Origin of the sequence: Metapseudomonas cellulosilytica, from assembly GCF_049334135.1 — a bacterium.
In the GTDB taxonomy this organism is placed as follows: Bacteria; Pseudomonadota; Gammaproteobacteria; order Pseudomonadales; family Pseudomonadaceae; genus Metapseudomonas.
In genome coordinates, this window is record NZ_JBHZGN010000059.1 from 1 (window position 1) to 1,288 (window position 1,288).

Annotated in this window: 1 protein-coding gene; it reads right to left on the reverse strand. The window is 63.6% G+C overall.

The window, feature by feature from the left end; genetic code table 11:
* The coding region (locus ACFW0H_RS30085; RefSeq protein ID WP_422917477.1) for an ISL3 family transposase at positions 1 to 1,189 on the reverse strand (1,189 nt) is incomplete at its 3' end.
* Positions 1,190 to 1,288: the final 99 nt, after the last annotated feature.

Genomic DNA, 1,288 nt, shown 5'->3' on the forward strand with positions numbered 1-1,288 from the left:
CGGGGAAGGCGGCCTTGATTTTCAGGAAGAAGTAGACCGAGTCCCGAAAGCCATAGGCCATGCGCTTGATCACCTTGATGCGGTTGTTCACGCCCTCCAGGACACTGGTGTGCAGGGGGAAGCGAGCGCTGGCGAGGATGCCTCGAGCGTATTTGCGCAGGTTGCGGGCAAAGCGTTGGAGCGGTGCTAAACCGCTGTCCCGGGCGTGCCGCAGCCAGGTGCGCCAGCGCCGCCAGCCTTCCCGCACACAGGGGGCGTACCAGACTTCCTTTAACGCATCCTTGAGCACATAGACGGTGGCCAGTGGCCGATTGGCGTCGAGGATCTCCCGCAACTGCACGGCCTGCCCATCCTTCAGGTTTTCCCGGTTGCGCAGCAGCAACCAGCGGCTCTGCTTGACCACCTTGCGCGCTGGTTTGTCCTCGCGCAGGAGGTTGGCCTGATCGACGCGGATACGGTCGATCACCTCGCGGCCGTAGCGCGCCACCACATGGAACAGGTCGTACACCACTTCGGCTTGGGGGCAATGCCGCTTCACCTCCAGATCGAAGGCGGTGTTCATGTCCATCGCCACCGCCTCGATCCGTTGGCAGTGCTCACCCAGCAACTCAAAGAACGGGCGGATCGCCTCGCGGCTATTGCCATGCCCGACCCACAGCACCCGCGTCCGCTCGGCATCCATGATCACCGTGGCGTAGCGATGGCCCTTGTGCAGGGCAAACTCGTCCATCACCAGGCGGCGTACGTCGCCCGGCTCGAAGGTCCCCACTTCCGCTTCCAGGCGGCGCTTGTCGAGCGTCTTGAGGGTGTGCCAGTGCAGGCCGGTGAGGCGGCTGATGTGGCTGATCGGCAGTAACTGCAGCAAGCCCTCGAGCCAGACGCGCAAGCGCAGGGTCAGGCGCGATGCGGGCTCCAGCCAGTCGATCCGCTCGGTCACTCGCCCACAACGCAGGCAATCGACGCGGCGCACCGGCACCTGGAGCAGAACGCGCTGATCCAACAAATCCCGATCGCGCACCCGGCGCAATCGACGCTCATGGATCAACGGACAGACTTGGTGACAACGACCGCATTTGGGCGCGTGGTCAGCGTGGGGCTCAAGCTCAATCAGCAGCGTGTTGTCGGCGAATGGGCGACAGGCAACAACCGCGTAGCCTGGCCAGAACTGGGCAAGATCAATAGGATGCACGGCGGCAGCAGGGAGTGGGGGTTGGTGTGTTTGGCGACTGCCAATTTACCCACTTCCCTGACTGTCAACTCGCTCTTCCCCCAGACTCCGCGAAGAACC